Here is a 17093-nt window from a genome sequence, read left to right as displayed (position 1 = left end):
ACTCGATTTCTGATTGCACCCACCAGATGTGGCGAGGGTCTTTCCCCTAGTACATGGCCATGCTCCAGTTATAGATTGCGTAGATCCAGTACGTAATTACAGCAATAATGGCTCCAACCACTGAAACAGAAAGTCCGAATGAAGTCACGATCAGGGTCGCCCCGACCTGGTCACCGGCACCGACCAGTATTGCCACGAGCACCCCTGCGCACCCCATCATGAACCCGACTACCGAGCCTATCGTTGCTGCGACTACGGTCATGCTCGGCCTTCGCCCGCGTGCCAGGCCGATGGCCACGGGAATCAGCGCGAGCCCGGCCAACACGACGTAAACCACACACGCGATGAGGAACGGCATGCGTAAACCTCCGATGGAACGGGAGCTGTATCATCCTCCATCCACTAACTGTGTGCAACGGTGTCCTGATCAAAAGGGCGCACGAACAGGAAGTTCACTTCCCAGCAAGCACGTTGGGAGCAGCGGAGTAATAGGAGTTCGACGGCCGGTCACAGTGACAGCAGTGGCACCCGGTGGTCATGAATGAGAGGGCGGCTATCGTCAGGATGAGAGTTCGCATGATGAATCTCCGCAGAGGGCGACGCGGGAGGTTCATGCACCAGCCGTGCCCGGTGAGTGCCTGACACGAGTTCGCAGTGTGGCGGGTGCGTGGCAAAATCGGTATTCCCGGAGAATTGACAGCCGCTCGCGATCTGTGCTACTCAGGAGGTGCTGCGGCGAGGAGAAGAAAGAGGGCTACTGCTCGCAAGGTAAGTCACGCCTCAAAGCCGACGGGGCGCTGTTGGCCCGCAGCAAAGGAATGCCGAAGGCCGTGGGGCTGATACCACGGTAAGCAGTGGTCGCATTGCCGAGCGGGTGGGAGGCCCGTAGCTCACACGTCCTTCAGATCTACGCAATCGATTCGTCAGTCGCGGACTGGGGGTTTCGGTCTGTTTTGGCCCGGTGGCTCTGTCGGCATCACGTAAGGGCCAGGCTCAAGGACGCCTTTTTCCAATCGCTGGATACGCTTCTTGAAATCCAGCTCCCACTCTTTCAGCTGTTCGATTTGGCTCTCCCGTCCCTTCGGAGATTCTTCCAATCGTTTCCTCAGCTCCGTTGTCGCCACAAGTGCCCTATGATAACCCTTCAGCAATTGCTGCGTAATTTCTTGTCCGAGAACATCTGGATGCACGGGCTTCAGCAGTGGTCCTAGTAACAAGAAAATCCAAGCAAATATCGCAGTTGCAGCCGTTCTGACTTTGGCAACAGCACACATCGTGGCACCGGCATTTAGCCAAAGGTGAAGGTGTAAATTCGCTCACAAGAGAGCGTTTTGAGCGTGATCATCTCCGATTAGTATCCCCGATTCAACTACGCCTTATTCAGCAGGGCATCGACGTGGCAGCCACGAACGTGTGGCCCCGGTCCCCAACAGTGCGCGCCTTCGCTCCGTCACTTGGCTTTCATCCGCTCCAGCGTGAGCAGCATGAGGCCGTCGTCCTTGCCGGACTTGAACTCCTTGGGCCGCACGGACGGGTCCGGCACGAAGTACGGCATACAGATCGTCAGCCGGTCCCCGTCGAGTTTGTAAATGCACGCAGCCGTCGTGTCCTTCTCCTGCCCGTCAAGGGAAGTCAGGTCGAGGTGCTTGGGCGCCTTGCTCGGGTCCAGCTTGATCGTCATCTTCCGCTCGCGCCCGGCCTTCGCGGTGCTGCTGAACGTCAGCCCGTCGGCCACGATCACGATCCGCATGGCCTTGGCCTCGGCATCGTCCTTGGTCAGCTTCTTGCCCTGTAGCTCCACCTCGACCGCCCGCCACTCGCCTTGCAGCCTTTTCTGCTCGTCGGCCGCCGGGTCCGCTGCGGAGGCGGTGGTGCAGAAGGTCGCGAAGAAGATCACGAACGTCACGCGGCTCATCGGTGCTCTCCTGGTGCGGGACACACGGTCCCGATGTGCGTCACTGCCGAACCCATGAAGAGACGCCGGAACGAGTGGTTCATTCCACCGGGCTCGGAAGTGATGACGCCGCGCGGGTGGGGTTGGTAGGAGTGCATGCCCCCGGCTTGACCGGGAGTGCGGCGAGAAACAAGTGCCGGGCGTTGCCTTCGGCCTGTGCTCTCCAGAGCTTCGGTCATCGGTGAGCCCGCTCGGTGGCGATTGTACCAGTAATTCGGAGGCTGAACGCCTCTCTGCCCGCCGGGTGCTCAGGCGATACCGCAGTGCTCGAATCACCCGGGCCACCATCGGACGGTATCGGTAGACCGAGAGGAGCAATTGAACACGAGGATGGGTATGAAACGTGTGGTGTTCCGCTCGTTGGGGCTTCTGGTCGGGGTGCTTTTTCTGTTCGGAACAGGGGGGATGGTGCTTGAGGGGCGATACAAAGATGCCGTGATGATGGGCTGCCTTGGGGTGCTGTTTACCACATACGGGGCGTTTGGGGAGCACAGGATTCAGTGGATGTTCGCGATGCTCTTTGGCGGTGAATACAAGCCGAACCAGAAGAGCGGACGGGGGAAGTTCACTGAGTGAGTTTTGATTCTCCGAACGATTCTTGAAGACGTGTGGGCGAGTCCTTCGGACCGGGCTCTTCCGCGACTCCGCTGTTCGCTTCGGTGCTGCGCACGCCTTCGGCCCGCTACGATCCCTCTCGCAAGATCAGGGGGAATTCTCCCCCTCCCGCTGCAAGCCCGCCGCTGCGCGGCCCTGGCGGCTGCGCTACGAGTATTTTCCCCTGTCCGCTGCGCGGCCATTCCTCGCGGACGCTCTGCTTCAAAATACCCTTCGCTACGGGGCCTTCCGCTCCTCCCCCGACGCTTCGCCAGCGGGTCAGAAGTTAATGGCGGCTTTGCTCGCCATACACTTCAGAACCACGAAAGGAGCCGAATCATGACCCACTTCACGTACCACACCGCAATCCGCGAAATCATCATCCCGAACGAGCCACTCAACGTCGTTCACGAGCGGCACCTCGTCTGCCGGGGGTTCTACCGGGAAAAAGGCGTGTGGGTTCGCCGCAGCTACGACAAGGGGCCGTTCGACATCAGCCGGATCTGGGGCGTTGGGATGCCCGGCCATCCAAAGCCCGAGGAACTGGGTCAGGTAGAAGTCGGGGCGAGCTGAGTTGCGCGACGCATTGAAACGTGATACGAATGCGGGACGACGGTATGAGGCCGCCGCCCCTGTACAACCGCTAAATGGAGTTAGCGATTATGACTGATTCTAAACATATTTCCGAAGAGAACGCAAGGAGCCTACTGGCCGCCTTGCAAGCCATTCTTCCCTACGCGAAAAACGAGATCGGGTTTATCAACCTGCGGAATGACGGAGGCTGGAAGGACGAGGCCGAGGCACGGGAAGCGAACACAGCCCTCATACATGCTGAAAGCGTGATCGTCGAAGTGAAAGGGCTGGCCGCATGAGCACAAGCAACGCCACCCGTGCCGAGCGCGCACAGGCCGCTCTCATGTCTTATGTCGAGGCAAAGGGCGAAGTATTTGAGAATAGTGGCAGTGAGATCGGCGACCTGATTGCCGACCTCCTTCATCTTTCTGTCCAGATCGAGGACAGGGATAACGGACCGACCACGGTGTTGCGGATCGCCCAGATGCACTTTGGCGCCGAGCGCGGCGACCCCGAAGAGGAGGCTGCGTGAGCTGGCCGAACGGTGCAGGAAGGTACCCCACCTGACCGCAGAGAGGAAGTTGGGTAACTGACTCTCCCCAAGTCGCCGAAGGGACTGTGGTTACCCACAGCTCAGAGCCCTCCGCTTGGCCACTTCATCTTGCTTCCCCAAACTCTTATCGGGTATTCGTCAGATCCTGGAGGTAAAGTCATGCTTGCAGTCGTCGTCCTGTCGGTGCTCGCCGTACTCCCCGATCCGACCGAGAAGTGGCCGGAGGCGGCTCGCACGGAGCTGAAAAACCTTCAGGGACACTGGCGGGTGGAGAAGAACATCAGTGCCGGGGATGAAATGATGCCCCCGGAGGAGCAGATCGCCCAGTTCAAGGGGCGGTTCCTGATCAGCGAGGGCGGGGACGTGGTCGAAGTGGTAGCCATCGACCCAACCACCGACCCGAAGTGTATCGATTTTCGGGGCATCTTCCCGGACCGACCGAACGCCGTCACCGAGGCCGTCTACAAGTTGGACGGGGATACGCTCATCCTGCATCTGTACATGGGCGAGGGAAAGAGCCGACCGGCCGGTCTGGACCCTCAGAAGGAGAAGGGATTCGAGCTGGTGGTGCTCAAACGGGTGAAGAAGTGAGTTAACTGCCTTGCAGCCTCACCAGTCGCCTGGGAGATTGCTCATGCAGTCCACGCCCGACCTCGGGCGTGTCCAACTTCAACAACAGTTACGGGCTCAGACCGCCTTCCGCCGACGGAAAGCAAGAAGCGTAACCGCACCGGTGGCGAGAAGAGTGAGCGAGGCGGGCTCAGGAGTGGGGGTGATCGGTGCGGTGACACCGGCACTGCCGAAGAACTGGTCGGACTGGATACCGCTCGTCGGATTCGGCCCCAAGGTGATGACCGTCGTGGTAGTCAGGTCGAATGGGGACGGCTGGACCCCAAGAGGCGTTGTGAACCCCAGATTCGAGGTGTTGAACGGTCCCGCTCCATTGGGAGGGATGAAAACGAACAAGGGTGAGGTCACGAAGGCACCGCCCGCCGCCGTCGCGTCGAACACGCCCTGAAATGTCCGCAAGTCACCGGACGTGGTGTTCTGAAACGTGTCCGAGACAGAGGTCACTAAGCTCTTCGGGTTACCGGACGTGAATCCGGTATCGCCCGAGGTGATGGTTACGGTGCTAAAGTCCGCGCCCGGCAGCCGGGTGACCAAGCCGCTCACCGTCACTTCAGCCGGACCGCCGCCCAGTAGGCTGGACGTGCCGCCGAGGGATGAGAACGAGAAGTTCGTCAGCAGTGCATTCAGGGATGCGGTGTCGGCGGTGATCGACCCGTTAATCAGCCCGTCCGCGTCGAGCGCGCCGCCGTCGGAGATGGCGATGACTGGGCCGCTGGCTTCCTGTACGGTGACGGTGAACGCGGCGTTCCCGGTTGCCGGTGCGGCGAGCAGGAGGGCGAGGGCGAGCGGTCTGAGGTACTTCAAGCTGATTCTCCAAGGGCCGGAAGAGGGGCCACTCGAAACGGGCATCGGAACTCAGGGCCTGTGCGGAAACGCCGAATTTGGCCAAATTTTCAATCAAATTTTCGATTTATCGCACAAACTCTCGGGCCATCGTACAGGCCTGTCAATTCCGGAGCTAGAAGAAAACCGCCCTGACATTTGAGCACGGGCGCGAACTGATCTTCAAAGCCTCGAAGTGTTCCGGGGAGGGATGTCGAAAGACATTGAGGAGAACAAGCCGCGTTACGCCTCGCGCAAGCGGCTTGTTCCTTACTACCTCCAACAAAAACCGCACGTACCACAGTTCACTTCGTCACTGCGGTGATCGCCGACTTCGTTTGGGCAGATGAGGGTTAACCCGATCCGAGACGGTGAGTTCTTCCGCAACGGGAAGTCACGAAAGATCAAATCCACTTCCGGGATCGGTTCCTCCTCTTCAACCATCATCCACGCCACGCGCACGTTTTCTGGCAGCTCCGGCGGTGCTCCGGTTTCAGAGTCCGCCGAGAAGAACAGCCGCATGTTGGGCTGCTGTGCCAGCTCGCAAAGAGCGGGGTAGATGGCCTGCACGCGCCAGCTCCTCGAATATCCGAAAAAGCGCGTGTTCGGCGAACCCTTCACCACCTCGATCCATTTGCGGACGTAGGACGGTGAAAAAAAATCTCCGGCGCAATGGATGCGAACGACGAACGCCGCACCCTTCCGCCGGATCTCCTCGATCATGAGCGTCGGAAAGTCCTTCCGCTTGCTCACCTCGTAGCAGTATTGCAGCCGCTCCTGGACCTGGGGGAACAGGTAGCGACGGCGTAGTGCGTAACACTTTTCCCTACACAACTCCGACGAACCGGGGCATGTGAGGGCGGCAGGTAGATCCCAGTGAAAGATCGCCTGCGAGAGTTTCTGATTCCCTTGAATCAACAAATTACGAACGTCCCGAGCCATGACAGACTCCAGCCGTTTAGCCCTCTCCTGCGTCCCAACGTGGAGCGAAGAAGAAAGGCAGAAACGGGTCAGGAGTGGCACGAAATATTCTGACTGTCGATTGAATTATTGTGTTGACACGACCGTTACAACGCGCTACGGTCGTCTTCAGTAACCGAGGAAGAATTCACTTACCGAGGTAAGCAAAAAGGAGAATAGACATGGAAGTCATTGAAACAGGGCACATTTATAAACCCGCAGTTCGCAACGCAGGTACTCGTGGCGAGAATGCCCCCGCAAGTGCAGATCGTGATGCCCGTGAACAGCGTTTGATCTTCGTCAACAAGCAGCCAGGGCAACAGCACGACGGCACCACCACACAGGAAGTGATTCGCATTCTGATCGACCGTACTCGTCACTGTGCCAACTGCATGCCGCACCCAAACAACGAGCGGATCGTCTACCACCTCCGCATGGCGTTGGTGCTCCATGAGGCTCGTGCGTTGGAGAGGAAGACCGAGAAAGGCGATTTCTTGCCGGAGTACTTGACCACCGGTGACGACGGGCACATTGCCGTTTCGGAAAGAGCCGCAGGGGACCTCGACACCACCGTGCTTATTCCCCATCGCCACGATTGGGACCGTCAGTGCAACCACCCGGCGGCACCAACCACCGGCCCAAAATTAGTGAAGACCCACGGATAACAGTTTGGAGCAACGATGACTGAGAAGGAAACATGCTGGAACTGCGGCAAAGAGATGGATCGAAGGAATTGCTGGTACAAGCGATTCTGCACGACCATCTGCCGGGTCAACTGGCACCGCAAGCAGAAGAAAGCACTTTCAACAACTCAAGCCAAGGAGCAGGACAATGCAGACAATTAAACAACTCAACGAGTTATTCGATTCGGTAATACCAGCACACCCTGAATGCACCTCGGAGGAGAAGGCAGCAGCCCGCGTGCTTCACGCGGCAGCGGTGGAATGGTCAGCCGCCTATTGCCTGCTCATCGCACGCCGGATGCTCGCAGCAGCCAAAGACGCCGAGATGACGCCGTTCTTCGAGCAACACGCCCCGAAGGCCCACGTGAGCATCAATCCGGGCACTCCCACTGATTTTCCGATTTACTGAGGGAGGTGGTGATGAGTGCTCGACTGGTAGACGAAAAGCCGCTGTTCATCCCGCTGAACTCTGAGTTCTGGTACGCATTCCGCCGCGGGGAGAAGACGGACGAGCTTCGGCTGTACGGGCCACGGTGGAATGAGAGCACCTGCCGCGTCGGCCGGAAGGCGGTGTTGTCGAAGGGGTACGGAAAGGCGCATCGCATCTCCGCCGTAGTAGCCGAGTTTCACAAGCGAGACGCACGCTCATTCGGGAGCACCACCCAGGCCAACATCCTGCGGCTCTTCGGCAGCCTGGACAAGCCCATCGCCCAGATCAAGTTCATCGATTTCGACAGGAGCAAGTACCCGATATGACCGCTCAAGCATTTCCTTTGTCGTGGCCCAACTCCTGGCCCCGCACCACCTCTCCAGCTAAAAGCCAGTTCAAGACCAGCCTGACTACGGCAATCGACAACGTGCAGAGCTCACTCCGCCGGTTCTCCGCCGACAGCGGAAAGAAGGTCGAGAGCGTGCTCGTGTCGAGCAACGTGACGCTGATGGACCGCAACCCCAAAGACGCCGGTGTCGCGGTGTACTTCACCTGGGACGGCATCTCGACGTGCATCGCCGTGGACCGGTACCAGCGAATCGAAGAGAACCTTCAGGCGATCCACCACGTCATCGAAGCCGAACGGACGAAACTCCGGCACGGTGGCCTGAATCTGGTCCGTGCTGCCTTCCGTGGGTACGCTGCTCTTCCGCCGCCACAGACGTCGAAGGCGGACCCCTGCACGGTGCTCGGCGTGAAACGCGGTGCTACAGTCGCCGAGATTGAAGCAGCCTACCGCGAGAAGGCGAAGAAAGCTCACCCCGATGCCGGTGGCAGTCACAATGCAATGGCGGATCTGAACGCCGCCCGGGACGCTTTGCTGGGGCAAAAGCCATGACCAAAGAACCGGATACGAGGCTCGTTGAGGGATCATGTGAAGATGTTCATGGAATGTCCTCAGATGAAATGTATGCCAAATCTTCGGTAGGTGCGCCGCGCTGTCATATGAAATCCATGCATACCGAGTCCAGCGACATCGAGTATGGGTGTGAGTTATGGTGGCAGTGTCGGGTTTGTGGACACACAAAACGGAAAGGCCGGGAGCCAAGGTCATGACAAGCAATATGAACACAACCCCCATTCCCGAAGGCCTCCTCTATCCCGCCTACTCCCTCGAAGACCTTGAGGCCGAGCTGGATCACGCGAAACGAGCTGGAAACAGAAAGAAGATCAACACGATACGCGAGGCGATCAGGCAGCGCGTGGCAGAGAGATGGAAGGAGTCCGAATCATGTATGTGACGAGAACAATTAATTATGGATGGCACCAGATAAAAGAGGTGTATTCTGCCACTTGTTGCCGATGTGGGCAAAAGTATAAGAGAACGGCATCAACGGGCTACAACAGCCTTACTTCTTCCGGGAAACGGGCAGAGTACCGCGCCACGCTTAAGGCGGACGCGGAGCGATTAAGCAAAGAGCCCATTACGTGTAATGCCTGCCAGAAGGCCGAGATGGCAGCCGTATCGCCTGTGGAAATTGTAAGTAAAGCGACACTTGATGAGATTTTAGCCATCGAGACGGAGCGAGAAAAGCTCAAACAGCGAGAGGCCTCAGTTGAGCGAGAGTTCAGCTCGCACCGTGATCGCCTCTTTCTTTACCAAGACGAAACATACGCACAGTCGAGTTGCAGCTTCGGCTGGGGTGATGAGCGTTTTACGGTTTACGGCTGTCGCGTGAGTAAAACACGACCGTGGGAAACCACCAGCGACACAGTTCATGCCCCCATATCGGAAATCACCTACTTAAACGATACCTTGGCCAACCGGAAGGCTAAGGTGAAAGGCCTCCAGGAGGGGGCCAACTTATGACCAGAGAACACCGAATCGACATCCTTCGCAGTCAGATCAATTACTGGGCTGGCGAGTCCTATAGTCCCCGACTGACGCGGGAGGAGCGTAACTGCATCGAAGCCAAGATTCAGGGCTTCAGGGATGAACTGAAAGAGCTACAGGAAGGAGCTTAGAGTATGAAACCAGAACAAATCAAAGCCGCGTTGAGCAAGAATGTTACGGTCAGTGCTCGTCGTAAGCTTCATATAGCAGCTAGCCGTAAGGGATATGTTCCTTTTCGAGACGCAGCTTATATCCTCGAATCAGCTATTAACACAACTCTCACCACCGCGCTTGTGGATGAGATCAGGGCTCTGCGGAAGATATTGAAGATAGAGGCCATAGACTCAAAAGAGAGCTGGGAGCTTTTTCGGGAAAAGTATTTTAAGACTGATTTAATGCAGCTTGCCAAGGAAGCCATCCACCGCACAGCCTGGGTAGATGAGTTGGAAGCAGACAACAAGGAAGGAGCATAGACAATGACGACACTGGAGGAATTGGAGCCCTGTCCGTTTTGTCTAGCAAAACTGAAAGCACATAACTACATCCCTGCACATTGCGAGCATCCTTATAATGGCTGCAGTATTCAGGGGAAAGATTTTCCATTTTACAGTCATAGGAGCTGGAACACCCGCCCCCGTGAAGCCGAACTCGAAGCACGCAACAAAGACCTTGAGCGGAAGCTGGAGGTGGCTGAACGGGGATTGAAATGGGCAAATGGATATGTCCGTGCGAATCGTGGCCAGCTCGACCTACCCCCTGAATCACCCACCCCAACACTGCTAGACGAAGCCCTCTCCCTCATCTCCACCCCATCGGAGACGGCGGCAAGTGATAGCGGGGAGGTGGAGAGCCTGAAGCGGCAGTTAGAGGCAGCTCGCGTCCACGCCTACGTGACCGATGCTGGTCGAATCTGCGACGCTGACAAACGCATCAATTACCGCGAGCAGCTAAAGCGTTCTGAGGAATATGTGAACCTCCTCATTGCAAAAGCAGCAACCCCACACCCCACCCCAGCAGAGGAGGCAGGCCATGAGTGAGCTAATTGCGAAGATCGAGGCGTTGTATCTGGCTGGCGACGAACACTGTGAACACTGCACGGACTGGGAGCAAGCGTTAGAAGCGTGCAGAGTGCTAATCCGCCAGCACGAGCAGCAAGCCGCCCTCGCCTGGGAGCGGTCGCGGCCGGTGAAAGTATGGGATATCCAAACTTTGTTACTATCGCGGCTTTCGGCAACAGAATGGCGAAGCGGATCACTCCGTGATTTGACACACAATGTTATCGAAATTCTCCGCCCCTACCTCCGCACCCCTGAGCCAGCATCGCAGGCGGTAGTGGATGACATGCTGCTTGACCCTCGCCGCTGGACGCTTGAGATGAACGAAGCGTGGCATAGGGCGATACCAGACTTACACGCCGCATTTGCCGCGTTGCGGGCGTTTCGCACCCCACCACACCCCGCACCGCAGGCGGCAGGGTGGTTTATCCCACTGGACTGCATGAGCGGGCTTGCTGAGGACACTTTCGTAAAGATGATCGCCACCATCCGCCACGGCGGGGAAGTTGACGTAATCGCCCGGATCGACGGGAAGGAATACCGCTGGGAGTGTGACGGGCTGAAATACGCCAAGCTCCGCACCCCACCACACCAAGCCGACGGGTTTGAGGCGTCTCAAAATCAACGGTGTCGGGCGGAGGAGGCAAGCCATGCAGAATGAGATAGACCGGGAGGCGTTTCAAGCAAGGCTTAACCAGGATGATTATGGCTATCCAGAAGGGATGGAGCCGCACTTGTTTTGGTATTGGCAAGCCGCCCTCGCTTGGGAGCGGTCGAGGAAGCCGCTTTTCGTCGATGACATCCCGCCTCCACCACCAGACAAGGTTACTTTGATCAAAGCCTACCGCGAGAAATGGGGCTGCACCTTGCTCGAAGCAAAGACCGCCGTTGAGGCTCATCTTCGCACCCCGGAGCCAGTAGAGGTGCCGCCGGGACAGGGGCAGATGCCGTAATGTGCCCGCGAAGCGGATAATTTTAATTCCGTCCGAATTCCAGTAGATAAAAATTTCTGAAAGCTTTAGAGTTTGAAGTCGAGCCGCGTTCTTGCGGTTCCCCCTCTGGAGCGCGCATGTCAACCTGGAAGGTTCTTGTCATCGGCTTGTTCTTCGTCACCTGCCTGGCCCTCGGGTTGGCCACAATCGCAGTCCCGCTCGACATGAAGGGCGGTGAGCGGTGGGCGTGGCTGGGTGGGCTTTTTGCCACGACGGCTTTCACCACCACCCTATTCATCCTGTTCTTGAAGTACGCCGAGCGGAACATGGATGCGAAGGCCAGCACCGTCCGGTACTGAAATCACCCGGGATATTACACCTCCGGTTCGATCCCTTTGCCCTTATTCTGTTCCTGAGCCTTCGCTGCATTGACCGTTTGGCGGATCTGGGCAAGCGGATCGGGCGTCGGGGGTGGGAACTGGGGTGTTTCCCCACCTATCTCGGCACTGCGGGCTTTTTCTTCACTCAAAGTCGGCTCCTGCCACCGCTCAGGCGGCCTCCCGTCCACGGCGTTTTCAATTATTCGGTTCAACGTCTGCTCGCTCATGCCCCGATTGACGTAATCCGTCCAGTCGATGGCGAAGCTCAGGAGCTCAAGCTTGCCGTCGTGGTCCAGATCGGAATACAGAACCCCGTCCCTTCTCCCCCCTTCCATGTTCCCCTGTACCTCGGCGACGGCCTCCTGGAACAGTAGCTTGGCGTCAGCCTCGGTAATCCCCTCCCGCTCCCGCATCTCCCACGCATCCTCTGCTCGTTCGTGCTCGCGGCCAACATAAGCGTGGGCCACAGCTAAATGGATCTGTATAAGTTTACGCCACTGCTCATCCGTCAGACGAGGCTCCGATCCCGGCTCCAGCTCCAGCTTCAGCTCAGGTTGCCGCCTGATGCTTACCTGCTGCAACAGCTTCTGAAACCAGCCCATGATCATTCCTCCTCAAAGGTGACCGACTCCACAACTGCACCAGCAGTTAGCTGTAACCAGGTGTTTGAACAGGATCAGCCGCCGTGACTAGGCCTTAGGCCAAGTGGATCACGTCTGCTGCCCACCAGCCCGCTCCGTGGTGTTTCGGTTCCATCCCTCCACTGCTGTCTAACGATCCACCGAGCAGCATTTGTACGTCGAGGAATAAACGATCCCGCTCGGCTTCGGTGAGGCGGCCGTGCCAGGTTAGAAGCTGTCGCACCTGCTTGCCTCTTCTATCTTCACCCGCGTGAAACAGAGCGAGCTTCCCGATGCTAAGGTGATAGGCCGTTCCGCACCCGAATGTGTCGACAGCCTCACCAAAACGTTCTGCTCCATCCGGGACGGTACCCTCAGCGAGCAGGATATCGAACAACTCGGCATCGTTGCCGCGGAACTCACGCACGAATGTAAACATGGCTATTCCTCCTCGAAGCTAATGGATTCCACAACTCCACCGGCTATCGGCTGCAGGTAGCTGATTCGCCCCTGGCAGACGTAATCATAAACGCTGAGCAGTTCCCGCCCCTTCACCTCCAGCACCAGCTTCACATCCGACAGAAACACCAGCCGGAACGACGTGCCGTCACCAGCCGCAGAACACCGGCTGCTCGCCAACTGCATGTACACCGCGAGCCCGATCTCCCCGGCATCGTCCTTGACGTGCAGCACATTCAGCGGCTTGTTGCTCTGCCGTGAGTGGCATTTGCCCGGTGCGAACAAAGGACCGTCTTCACCACTCTCGTCCGCCACGGCTGCGCGGCGGAACCCGGCCAGTTCTCGTGCATCAGCCATACGCGATGTACCTCTCCCGTGGCTGCGATTCCTGGTTCTGCTGGCGGGCTTTGAACCACGCGACCTGCCGCAGCTGCCGCATCCGCACCATCCAGTCCGGCGGAGTGGGATTCAGCAGTGAACTCAGGGCCTTCCGCTCTGAGTTAGTCAACCGACTCATCCACCGTTCCTTCTGCTCTCCGGTAACGAACAGGTCGGGACGCTTCGGCAACCGTTCCCTTGCCGCGAGCCGGGCCTTCTTCTTCTTGCTCAGCCCCTCGCCTAGCCGATCCAGGAACGTCGAGCGGTTCGAGAATTTCTTAATCATGCCCGGCGTGACGCCCTTCAGCTCCCACCCGGCGTTGTGGCGTGCGGACCGCGTCTTGTACCCGAGGGCGTGCATGTTCTCCTTGAGCTTCGCGTGAAACGCCTTCTCCATCTCCGGGGCCTGCTCCCACGCATACTGCGACTTGAGGGCGAACCACCCCTGCCGGTCGTTGTTCCACGAACTGTTCCCGAGCGTGGCGTGCAGGTGGAATCCGGGATCGGACTGTTTCGTCACCGGGTCCGGCCGTGTCGTCTCGTGAGCGTGGAGCACCCCGAGCCAGTTACCGGTGGTGACGATGTGTGACTTCTTCCCGTTGCTCGCATCCTGCACCGCCGCGTGCTGCTCACCGAGCGACAGTGCATGGAGGGCCGCGTTCTGAACGGCCTCGATCAACCGCTCCCGATCCCCCGTCAGGCTGATCGCAATCGCCACGCTCTTCACCGGGGACAGCGTCACATCCGTCAGGCACACCTGCGTCTTCCTCGGAGTCAGCTTCACGCCCGTCGTCGGGTGCAGGCCATCCACCAGTCTCGAAAATTCCTTGTGCGAAACCTCCCCCTCGAGCCCGGCCATCTCCGCCGCCTTTCCGAACCACACCGGCGTCGCGGCTTGTTCAGTCATGTAGTAAGCTTTCGCGGTTTTGGCGTTGTAGCGCGCCTCGAAGTTCAACATGGTGGGGCCTCGGCTGGGGTGCCGATGCACTATAGGCGGGTTGGTGGAGGGCGCAAGAAAATTGGACTAGCAGACACTCTCCTTGATCTGGGATATTCACCGTGAATATGGCTCTAAAACGGGGCTTCTGAGGTGCGGTGAATGACTTCGCCCCAGAGGTTGTTTATGTCGCCCCAGCGAGGTATGAAACTCTCGGCACAGTCAATCGCCGGTAAAGAAGCGCGCTCGCCGTGCGACTCGAATGTAACAATAAAGGTGATGAGGGAAACAATAAACAATTCTTCTGGTTGTTCACTCGCTGCTACCATTCACGATGTCGTATCGGCGATCCTCTGACCTTGCTAGATCGCCAGGCGATAGAAATCAAAAGGAGATCGGCTCGTGAAGAAATTCCTATTGGCCCCCTTAATTCTCGCTGCATTCGGTGCGGCTTCGGCTTTCGCGGGCGGACGCCCGGTGATGTACGTCGTCGTCGATCGGGTCGAAACGACTCGAGACCAGTCGTCGATTTCGATGATCAGAATCTGGGGCAGTTTTACCCGTGCCAAGAGCCCGACCCTACAGCTAGCCGAGTTCAGTAAGCCGATCGATGGCTACGTCCAATTCGGCCGCGGAAGCGACAAGGAGGCCCCAAAATGGCAGAAAGCTGCTGGGACCGGTAAAGCTGTTCTCGTCGGCAGTTGCGCTGGAGCGGGGGGATTTGAGACGGTGGCGATTCATCCGGCCAACGAAAAGCCAAAAGACGTCGGAGACAACGATCCGTATCCGACTGGCCGGATCGAACTTTTCGGCGACATGTTCGCCGGCGGCCGCGACAACCATCTGCCCGAAGTGAAAACCCTGTTGGCATTTGTTGCAGCCAAACAGAAAGTAAGTCCGCTCTGTAGGGGCGCAGCAGCCATCGTTGCGCAGAATCGAGGCGCGCAACCGGTCGATGACGCCTGGGTTGGGCAATGGACTGTCGAATTTGCGAATGGGGTCGTGGAAACGTGCGACCTCGTCAAGGGGGGCACGGCGAATGTCACCGAGCCAAAGCGGCGTTCCCCGGGAAAAGTCCGCGACGCAATGAACGGCGTTGTGGTGCTCGCGTTCGATGATGATCGGATCGAGCGGTGGACCAAGATCGGAAATCGGATGGTCGTGGAGCACTGGGCTTCATCGGATCAATTTCCTGGCGGTGTACCCGTATTGGGAATTGCGGAGCGTGCCGCTGGGGCGAAGAAATGATACTCGCCGTCAGGAAAACTCGGTTGGGCAAGTTGAATATTGCGACCTGTGCTCCTTTGGTTTGTCGGAGGGGCCGAAACCCCTCCGGTCAGTTAGCTGACTGGCCTCAGATCGGAACGTCATCGAACGCCGGGTGCCCGCTCGTTTGGCCGCTGGCTCCCAGGCTCTGGGGTAATTCCGGCTTAAAGTCGGTCGGATAATTCACCGTCAATACGTCTTCAAAACAAGGGTTTTCTGACGCGGTGAATGACTTCGCCAGAGGTGTCGTATTGAGCTTCATGTGAATTGAAAGTACGGTGTGACGAGGTTACAATCGGCGAGGAGCCAACTTCAATAGATCGTCTCCGGCCGCATACCAGGAATCACGATGTCCAGGATTTTGGTGTTCATTCTGAGCACGCCATTTCTTGTCGGATGTTCATCCGGGTCAGCGCCACCCGAGACGTCCGAAAGAGAGGCGAGTGCTTTGGTTTCAAAGCTGGGCGGGAGGATGACTCAGGAAGTCGAGTTGCCGGATAAACCGATATCCGTCTTCCTTGTTAGATGCCAAACAATAACCGAAGAGGATTTGCGTAAGCTGGCCGGGGTTCGGAGGCTTCTTACCCTCCACCTTATGTTGGCAGCGGTAAATGACGACGCACTGAAGGGATTGACCGGGTGCGAGAATCTAGGGCTGCTGGACCTTTCTGGTACGCTTGTGACGGATGAAGGCTTAAAGGTGGTAGCCGGACTAAAAAATATCTCCCATCTCGATTTGTCGATGACGAAGGTTACAGATGCGGGTCTGAAGGAGTTAATCGTGCTCAAAAAGCTAACCAACCTGAATTTGAGCGAGACGAAGGTAACGGAAGCGGGAATCGAAGAGCTGAAGCGATCTCTGAAGGAATGCGTTGTCGAGAGGTAAAAGCCTGCCGAACTTTTGATTACCGATCCCGTCCCCGAACCTCCGGCAGCACCTGCGAGAACACCACGCACGGGAGCAGCATCACGGTGACCGCCCCGACGAACGCCAGCAGCGGTACGCCTTCCCGTTTCGGTTCGGAGAGCTTCACTGCGAGCCGTTTCGTCTGGGCGGGTGTCACTCAATCCTCCAGCTCCGGCCAGAAGAACGGTTTTCCGTCGCGCTGGATGATGCGAGCGCGACCTTTTCTCAACATCTCTGTGGCAAAGAGCATTGCGATGTTGTGGCCAAAACTGATGTAGTCCACGTCGCTGTCAACGATTCGGGCGATTGGCAGCCGGCCAGTTTCAACCAATAAATCCCCAATCCGTGGCTCCAGCAGGTGCAGCGAGTCGGGATGGACATAGAACCTGCCGCGGTCAGATCGCCACCAATCATCCTCTCCTGTAATCGGCACTTCGTACTCACGGAAGTCGGACCTCTCATCAAAGAATCCAAACCGCATCCCGATATGCTTCGCCATCCACGCAGCGGCGAGCGGATCGGTGTAAAAGTGCCTCTTCACGCCACCCCCGCTTTCTGGCGCTCAGCGATCTCCTGCTGGTCCAGCGCGTGCTCCATCTTTGCAAGAGCGTCCTGAATCAAACGCCAGCACTCCCAATACGTCTCGATCGTCTGTGCCTGCTGCAGGATGACCTGCGATTGGTCGGTGATTTTCTGCCGCGCAAAGGCGAAGGCTTCCTCCGTTGAGGCGAAAAAAGGCCCGTTGGATCGCACTGTCCCCGGCCCTCCTGATGCCGTCAGCGGCAGTTCCGGCTCCTTTGCCGTGGCGTATTCGATGATCTGCTGAGCGGTGAGCCCGTCTCGGACCAGTTTGGTGACCTTCCAGTGCGACAGGCCGTGAACGTGAAGTGATCGGGAGATGTGCGTTGGATGTGTGTTCAGATCGGTGGCGATGGCCATTTGGCTCTTGCCCTGAACGTAGCCTTCTATCACGTGCGGGAAGAGGGCCGGGTAGTCGATGCGTGGTTTCGTCATGCGGGTTCTCCGTTGGTTCGTTGGAGGGGCCGAAACCCCTCCGGTCAGTTAG

General features: G+C 57.9%; 30 protein-coding genes. 18 read left to right on the top strand and 12 right to left on the bottom strand.

The annotated features are described in order from the left end of the window. Positions 1-46 precede the first annotated feature (46 nt). The 3 genes from J8F10_RS24405 to J8F10_RS24400 all read right to left on the bottom strand — a co-directional run bounded on the left by J8F10_RS24405 (position 47) and on the right by J8F10_RS24400 (position 1915). On the bottom strand, positions 47-358 hold the full coding sequence (locus J8F10_RS24405) for a hypothetical protein (protein WP_210658362.1): 312 nt from the start codon (positions 356-358) through the stop codon (positions 47-49). Positions 359-452: 94 nt separating this feature from the next. Beyond that, the gene (locus J8F10_RS39990; protein ID WP_261363082.1) at positions 453-578 is read right to left on the bottom strand and encodes a hypothetical protein; all 126 of its coding nucleotides are present in this window, start codon (positions 576-578) and stop codon (positions 453-455) included. A gap of 872 nt (positions 579-1450) precedes the next feature. Then, on the bottom strand, positions 1451-1915 hold the full coding sequence (locus J8F10_RS24400; RefSeq protein ID WP_210658360.1) for a TIGR03067 domain-containing protein: 465 nt from the start codon (positions 1913-1915) through the stop codon (positions 1451-1453). 375 nt (positions 1916-2290) lie between these two features. Between J8F10_RS24400 and J8F10_RS24395 the strand changes: the two genes are divergently transcribed. From J8F10_RS24395 to J8F10_RS24375, 5 genes are all read left to right on the top strand, one after another. Next, positions 2291-2530, top strand: a complete 240-nt coding sequence (locus tag J8F10_RS24395; RefSeq protein WP_210658358.1) for a hypothetical protein — start codon at positions 2291-2293, stop codon at positions 2528-2530. Positions 2531-2887: 357 nt separating this feature from the next. Continuing rightward, a complete protein-coding gene (locus J8F10_RS24390) occupies positions 2888-3121 on the top strand; it encodes a hypothetical protein (RefSeq protein WP_210658356.1) in 234 nt (77 codons plus the stop codon). Between the two features lie 89 nt (positions 3122-3210). Continuing rightward, entirely contained in the window at positions 3211-3420 is a 210-nt protein-coding gene (locus tag J8F10_RS24385) for a hypothetical protein (protein WP_210658354.1), read from the top strand. Beyond that, positions 3417-3653 carry a hypothetical protein gene (locus J8F10_RS24380; RefSeq protein WP_210658352.1) on the top strand — a complete coding sequence of 79 codons (237 nt, stop codon included), beginning with the start codon at positions 3417-3419 and terminating at the stop codon, positions 3651-3653. The genes J8F10_RS24385 and J8F10_RS24380 overlap by 4 nt, the downstream gene beginning before the upstream one ends. Positions 3654-3833: 180 nt before the next feature. After that, complete coding sequence (locus J8F10_RS24375; RefSeq protein ID WP_210658350.1) at positions 3834-4265, top strand: TIGR03067 domain-containing protein; 432 nt, start codon at positions 3834-3836, stop codon at positions 4263-4265. Between the two features lie 96 nt (positions 4266-4361). Here the strand turns inward: J8F10_RS24375 and J8F10_RS24370 are convergent, their stop codons facing one another. Together J8F10_RS24370 and J8F10_RS24365 are read right to left on the bottom strand one after the other, a co-directional pair. Next, positions 4362-5153, bottom strand: coding sequence for a PEP-CTERM sorting domain-containing protein (locus tag J8F10_RS24370; protein WP_210658347.1), 792 nt, complete (start codon positions 5151-5153; stop codon positions 4362-4364). Between the two features lie 246 nt (positions 5154-5399). Next, entirely contained in the window at positions 5400-6068 is a 669-nt protein-coding gene (locus tag J8F10_RS24365) for a GP88 family protein (protein WP_210658345.1), read from the bottom strand. 200 nt (positions 6069-6268) lie between these two features. On the opposite strand from J8F10_RS24365, the gene J8F10_RS24360 reads away from it, so the two are divergent. The 11 genes from J8F10_RS24360 (at position 6269) to J8F10_RS24310 (ending at position 11439) form a co-directional block, all read left to right on the top strand. Continuing rightward, entirely contained in the window at positions 6269-6751 is a 483-nt protein-coding gene (locus tag J8F10_RS24360) for a hypothetical protein (RefSeq protein ID WP_210658342.1), read from the top strand. A 166-nt stretch (positions 6752-6917) separates the two neighbouring features. Then, the gene (locus tag J8F10_RS24355) at positions 6918-7178 is read left to right on the top strand and encodes a hypothetical protein (RefSeq protein WP_210658340.1); all 261 of its coding nucleotides are present in this window, start codon (positions 6918-6920) and stop codon (positions 7176-7178) included. Between the two features lie 11 nt (positions 7179-7189). Beyond that, positions 7190-7525, top strand: coding sequence for a hypothetical protein (locus tag J8F10_RS24350; protein WP_210658338.1), 336 nt, complete (start codon positions 7190-7192; stop codon positions 7523-7525). 101 nt (positions 7526-7626) lie between these two features. Next, positions 7627-8097, top strand: a complete 471-nt coding sequence (locus J8F10_RS24345) for a J domain-containing protein (RefSeq protein ID WP_315854154.1) — start codon at positions 7627-7629, stop codon at positions 8095-8097. Positions 8098-8311: 214 nt separating this feature from the next. Continuing rightward, on the top strand, positions 8312-8500 hold the full coding sequence (locus tag J8F10_RS24340) for a hypothetical protein (RefSeq protein WP_210658334.1): 189 nt from the start codon (positions 8312-8314) through the stop codon (positions 8498-8500). Between the two features lie 212 nt (positions 8501-8712). Next, positions 8713-9069, top strand: coding sequence for a hypothetical protein (locus J8F10_RS24335; RefSeq protein WP_210658332.1), 357 nt, complete (start codon positions 8713-8715; stop codon positions 9067-9069). Positions 9070-9227: 158 nt separating this feature from the next. After that, positions 9228-9566: a hypothetical protein gene (locus J8F10_RS24330; RefSeq protein WP_210658330.1), complete on the top strand. Its 339-nt coding sequence runs from the start codon at positions 9228-9230 to the stop codon at positions 9564-9566. 3 nt (positions 9567-9569) lie between these two features. After that, entirely contained in the window at positions 9570-10130 is a 561-nt protein-coding gene (locus J8F10_RS24325; protein WP_210658327.1) for a hypothetical protein, read from the top strand. Beyond that, entirely contained in the window at positions 10123-10809 is a 687-nt protein-coding gene (locus tag J8F10_RS24320) for a hypothetical protein (RefSeq protein ID WP_210658325.1), read from the top strand. The genes J8F10_RS24325 and J8F10_RS24320 overlap by 8 nt, the downstream gene beginning before the upstream one ends. Beyond that, complete coding sequence (locus J8F10_RS24315) at positions 10799-11101, top strand: hypothetical protein (protein WP_210658323.1); 303 nt, start codon at positions 10799-10801, stop codon at positions 11099-11101. Before J8F10_RS24320 ends, J8F10_RS24315 begins: the two co-directional genes overlap by 11 nt. Before the next feature lie 116 nt (positions 11102-11217). Further along, the gene (locus J8F10_RS24310; RefSeq protein WP_210658321.1) at positions 11218-11439 is read left to right on the top strand and encodes a hypothetical protein; all 222 of its coding nucleotides are present in this window, start codon (positions 11218-11220) and stop codon (positions 11437-11439) included. Between the two features lie 14 nt (positions 11440-11453). Here J8F10_RS24310 and J8F10_RS24305 read toward each other — a convergent pair whose 3' ends face one another. From J8F10_RS24305 to mobF, 4 genes are all read right to left on the bottom strand, one after another. Beyond that, a complete protein-coding gene (locus J8F10_RS24305) occupies positions 11454-12062 on the bottom strand; it encodes a hypothetical protein (protein WP_210658319.1) in 609 nt (202 codons plus the stop codon). Positions 12063-12156: 94 nt separating this feature from the next. Continuing rightward, positions 12157-12519, bottom strand: a complete 363-nt coding sequence (locus tag J8F10_RS24300; RefSeq protein ID WP_210658317.1) for a hypothetical protein — start codon at positions 12517-12519, stop codon at positions 12157-12159. Between the two features lie 2 nt (positions 12520-12521). Continuing rightward, positions 12522-12896, bottom strand: a complete 375-nt coding sequence (locus tag J8F10_RS24295; RefSeq protein WP_210658315.1) for a hypothetical protein — start codon at positions 12894-12896, stop codon at positions 12522-12524. Next, positions 12889-13875: a MobF family relaxase gene (gene mobF, locus J8F10_RS24290; RefSeq protein ID WP_210658313.1), complete on the bottom strand. Its 987-nt coding sequence runs from the start codon at positions 13873-13875 to the stop codon at positions 12889-12891. The genes J8F10_RS24295 and mobF overlap by 8 nt, the downstream gene beginning before the upstream one ends. A 381-nt stretch (positions 13876-14256) precedes the next feature. Between mobF and J8F10_RS24285 the strand changes: the two genes are divergently transcribed. Then, positions 14257-15102, top strand: coding sequence for a hypothetical protein (locus J8F10_RS24285; RefSeq protein ID WP_210658311.1), 846 nt, complete (start codon positions 14257-14259; stop codon positions 15100-15102). A gap of 367 nt (positions 15103-15469) precedes the next feature. Next, entirely contained in the window at positions 15470-16006 is a 537-nt protein-coding gene (locus J8F10_RS24280; protein ID WP_210658308.1) for a hypothetical protein, read from the top strand. 19 nt (positions 16007-16025) lie between these two features. On the opposite strand, the gene J8F10_RS24275 is transcribed toward J8F10_RS24280, so the two are convergent. The 3 genes from J8F10_RS24275 to J8F10_RS24265 are packed head-to-tail and all read right to left on the bottom strand — an operon-like array spanning position 16026 to position 17041. After that, entirely contained in the window at positions 16026-16184 is a 159-nt protein-coding gene (locus J8F10_RS24275) for a hypothetical protein (protein ID WP_210658307.1), read from the bottom strand. Beyond that, a complete protein-coding gene (locus J8F10_RS24270; RefSeq protein ID WP_210658305.1) occupies positions 16185-16568 on the bottom strand; it encodes a hypothetical protein in 384 nt (127 codons plus the stop codon). Beyond that, the gene (locus J8F10_RS24265; RefSeq protein ID WP_210658302.1) at positions 16565-17041 is read right to left on the bottom strand and encodes a hypothetical protein; all 477 of its coding nucleotides are present in this window, start codon (positions 17039-17041) and stop codon (positions 16565-16567) included. The genes J8F10_RS24270 and J8F10_RS24265 overlap by 4 nt, the downstream gene beginning before the upstream one ends. Positions 17042-17093: the final 52 nt, after the last annotated feature.

Origin of the sequence: Gemmata palustris, assembly GCF_017939745.1 — a bacterium.
GTDB lineage: Bacteria > Planctomycetota > Planctomycetia > Gemmatales > Gemmataceae > Gemmata > Gemmata palustris.
The sequence above is the reverse complement of the archived record's forward strand: the minus strand, read 5'-3'. Positions and strand labels throughout refer to the sequence as shown.

Bases quoted from the DNA above. Each gene is read 5' to 3' on its own strand.
- mobF (WP_210658313.1), bottom strand. From the start codon at position 13,875: ATGTTGAACTTCGAGGCGCGCTACAACGCCAAAACCGCGAAAGCTTAC.
- J8F10_RS24355 (WP_210658340.1), top strand. From the start codon at position 6,918: ATGCAGACAATTAAACAACTCAACGAGTTATTCGATTCGGTAATACCA.
- J8F10_RS24320 (WP_210658325.1), top strand. From the start codon at position 10,123: ATGAGTGAGCTAATTGCGAAGATCGAGGCGTTGTATCTGGCTGGCGAC.
- J8F10_RS24315 (WP_210658323.1), top strand. From the start codon at position 10,799: ATGCAGAATGAGATAGACCGGGAGGCGTTTCAAGCAAGGCTTAACCAG.
- J8F10_RS24385 (WP_210658354.1), top strand. From the start codon at position 3,211: ATGACTGATTCTAAACATATTTCCGAAGAGAACGCAAGGAGCCTACTG.
- J8F10_RS24330 (WP_210658330.1), top strand. From the start codon at position 9,228: ATGAAACCAGAACAAATCAAAGCCGCGTTGAGCAAGAATGTTACGGTC.
- J8F10_RS24280 (WP_210658308.1), top strand. From the start codon at position 15,470: ATGTCCAGGATTTTGGTGTTCATTCTGAGCACGCCATTTCTTGTCGGA.
- J8F10_RS24265 (WP_210658302.1), bottom strand. From the start codon at position 17,041: ATGACGAAACCACGCATCGACTACCCGGCCCTCTTCCCGCACGTGATA.
- J8F10_RS24400 (WP_210658360.1), bottom strand. From the start codon at position 1,915: ATGAGCCGCGTGACGTTCGTGATCTTCTTCGCGACCTTCTGCACCACC.
- J8F10_RS24390 (WP_210658356.1), top strand. From the start codon at position 2,888: ATGACCCACTTCACGTACCACACCGCAATCCGCGAAATCATCATCCCG.
- J8F10_RS24340 (WP_210658334.1), top strand. From the start codon at position 8,312: ATGACAAGCAATATGAACACAACCCCCATTCCCGAAGGCCTCCTCTAT.
- J8F10_RS39990 (WP_261363082.1), bottom strand. From the start codon at position 578: ATGCGAACTCTCATCCTGACGATAGCCGCCCTCTCATTCATGACCACC.
- J8F10_RS24295 (WP_210658315.1), bottom strand. From the start codon at position 12,896: ATGGCTGATGCACGAGAACTGGCCGGGTTCCGCCGCGCAGCCGTGGCG.
- J8F10_RS24310 (WP_210658321.1), top strand. From the start codon at position 11,218: ATGTCAACCTGGAAGGTTCTTGTCATCGGCTTGTTCTTCGTCACCTGC.
- J8F10_RS24360 (WP_210658342.1), top strand. From the start codon at position 6,269: ATGGAAGTCATTGAAACAGGGCACATTTATAAACCCGCAGTTCGCAAC.
- J8F10_RS24395 (WP_210658358.1), top strand. From the start codon at position 2,291: ATGAAACGTGTGGTGTTCCGCTCGTTGGGGCTTCTGGTCGGGGTGCTT.
- J8F10_RS24380 (WP_210658352.1), top strand. From the start codon at position 3,417: ATGAGCACAAGCAACGCCACCCGTGCCGAGCGCGCACAGGCCGCTCTC.
- J8F10_RS24325 (WP_210658327.1), top strand. From the start codon at position 9,570: ATGACGACACTGGAGGAATTGGAGCCCTGTCCGTTTTGTCTAGCAAAA.
- J8F10_RS24305 (WP_210658319.1), bottom strand. From the start codon at position 12,062: ATGGGCTGGTTTCAGAAGCTGTTGCAGCAGGTAAGCATCAGGCGGCAA.
- J8F10_RS24335 (WP_210658332.1), top strand. From the start codon at position 8,713: ATGGCAGCCGTATCGCCTGTGGAAATTGTAAGTAAAGCGACACTTGAT.
- J8F10_RS24365 (WP_210658345.1), bottom strand. From the start codon at position 6,068: ATGGCTCGGGACGTTCGTAATTTGTTGATTCAAGGGAATCAGAAACTC.
- J8F10_RS24300 (WP_210658317.1), bottom strand. From the start codon at position 12,519: ATGTTTACATTCGTGCGTGAGTTCCGCGGCAACGATGCCGAGTTGTTC.
- J8F10_RS24350 (WP_210658338.1), top strand. From the start codon at position 7,190: ATGAGTGCTCGACTGGTAGACGAAAAGCCGCTGTTCATCCCGCTGAAC.
- J8F10_RS24405 (WP_210658362.1), bottom strand. From the start codon at position 358: ATGCCGTTCCTCATCGCGTGTGTGGTTTACGTCGTGTTGGCCGGGCTC.
- J8F10_RS24370 (WP_210658347.1), bottom strand. From the start codon at position 5,153: ATGCCCGTTTCGAGTGGCCCCTCTTCCGGCCCTTGGAGAATCAGCTTG.
- J8F10_RS24375 (WP_210658350.1), top strand. From the start codon at position 3,834: ATGCTTGCAGTCGTCGTCCTGTCGGTGCTCGCCGTACTCCCCGATCCG.